The sequence below is a fragment of the Borreliella americana genome (genome assembly GCF_021043605.1).
Taxonomy (GTDB): domain Bacteria; phylum Spirochaetota; class Spirochaetia; order Borreliales; family Borreliaceae; genus Borreliella; species Borreliella americana.
This window is the reverse complement of record NZ_JAJNFB010000046.1, coordinates 1-2013: the sequence shown is the minus strand read 5'-3', so window position 1 is coordinate 2013 and position 2013 is coordinate 1. Positions and strand designations below refer to the sequence as shown.

Sequence of the window (2013 nt, the reverse complement as noted above, 5' to 3'; positions counted from 1 at the left end):
AATAAAAACTTTATCAAAATCAATTTTTAGTCTTCTAATAGAATTTTTATCAACAATAATCCTTTCATGAATTCTCTGGTTTTGGCCAAATTTTAATTCCAGGAGTTTTCCCACTTTGATTAGAATCTCTTCTGACATAGAAGTTGAAAATTTAAATTTTAATAAATTGTATTCTTTATTTTGAGAAACATAAATAGAAACATCTACTAGATTCACAGTCAAATCGGGAAAAAAATCCGAATTATTATTAGAATCTGAATTTTTCTTAATTTGAATAGAGCATAAATTTTTATTTTTAGCTAAAACGTCCAATATGTTATTATCTTCTTTAAGAAGAATCTTAATATAATCCATGGAAATAGAATAAATAATTCCAAATACAGAATAAGAATCTATTGTTAGATTAACAATATTGCTGATACTTAAAAAAGTATTTATCTCCGCACTCAATTTGACTTCTTTGTCTCTATACTTATTTCTATACTTTACTATCTTTTTAGATGAAATCATAAACCCCTCCTATTTTTTATAAATAAAAGATAAAACACTTTTATAAATTAAATATTTAATATTCAATTTTTTTATTTAGTTCTTGGTTTTCAAAAGATTATTAAGATCATTATCTTATTGGAAATTATCTATCCTTGTCAAGGTATAATAAACAAAAACAAAATTAAAATAACTCAGTATATATCCCTAAATTTATAAAATAATACCAATCCCAAAAAAATCTAAAAATTTTCAACCTTGCTTTGCAGGCGCTACTATTAAAAAAACATCTATCTTATTGCCATTTTAAAATTTTTCTCCAAGTAACTACATCTCATTAATATGTCAATTGATACCATTAATTTTTATAATAAAAAATAATATATTTTTTCTTTGAAATCACGGCATAGGCAAACAAATAATAAAATTAGCATGTCTTTATACGTTTTTATGCATTCTTATTATTAGTTACAATTTATTGTTAAATAATGACAGGCAAAAAAATTGACAATCAAATTTAAGATAAAATTCAATGACACTTGCTAAATAACGAAAAACAATCCCTTTGGAAAAAATAAAAAATAAATTCTTTGTAAAATATGAAAAGAAAATATTGTCACACTTGTCTTAAAAGTAAAAAAAGCAATTTTTTAATACTAAATCAAGAGGTAAAAAACTTTTTTCATTTCTAAGTATCTATATATTTATTTAAATCAAAAAACACCGACAACAGTACAGTACTGCAGAAAAAAATCTAAAAGGTCTAACAGATTTAAATGAAATAATAGATAAATTAATATAAGCGCGCTTGACAGCAAATTTAAGAAATACTCAAAAAAAAAATTTTATTTTACTAGAGTAAAGATTGACTTTATTTTTTATTTATTATATCATTATAGCGAGGTTCTTTAATTGGAACTCTCAAAATTATTAGTCATTTTTAGATTAATTCTTACTTAATAATAAAAGGTAAGAATTATTGCTTTTTATTAAGATTTGCTAATTAGTGCTCATTGATTATTAAATTTATTTTTAAATTTTTCAATTAAATCTTTCTCATTTAAAAAAATCGACTGTAGAAAAAACTCTGTAAACTTTATATTTTCTTTATAAAAGTCATAACTTTCTTTATCTTTAAATCTTAATATCAATGGCTTTATTAAATTTTCTTCATTAAGTTTATTACTTATACTCACATTTTTATTAGTTTTGATATAATCAATAGCGGCCTGCACACCATTACTGATAATATAGCCTTCTTCTATAAGACCAGATTCAATCGCTATAGCCAATCTGATATATTTATAAATCTGTGTTTTAGCAAATTTTAATTTATATAAAAATTCTCTAAAAGATTTAAATCCGCCTTCCACATAAAGTTTATCTTTATTAATTTTCCTAAAAATTTTTATTCTTTCAATAACAGTATATATTTCTGCTTTAAAATTATTCTTCAATTTAATCACCAGTCTGTCATATTCTTCTTTTCTACTAGCTTTTACTTCATTGGGATTAATGAAATAA

General features: G+C 22.3%; 2 protein-coding genes. Both read right to left on the bottom strand.

The window, feature by feature from the left end; all coding sequences use genetic code 11:
- The coding region (locus tag LRB30_RS05735) for a PilZN3 domain-containing protein (protein WP_337924902.1) at positions 1-510 on the bottom strand (510 nt) is incomplete at its 3' end.
- Between the two features lie 989 nt (positions 511-1499).
- On the bottom strand, positions 1500-2013 hold a 514-nt coding region (locus LRB30_RS05730), incomplete at its 5' end, for a chromosome replication/partitioning protein (protein ID WP_231020140.1).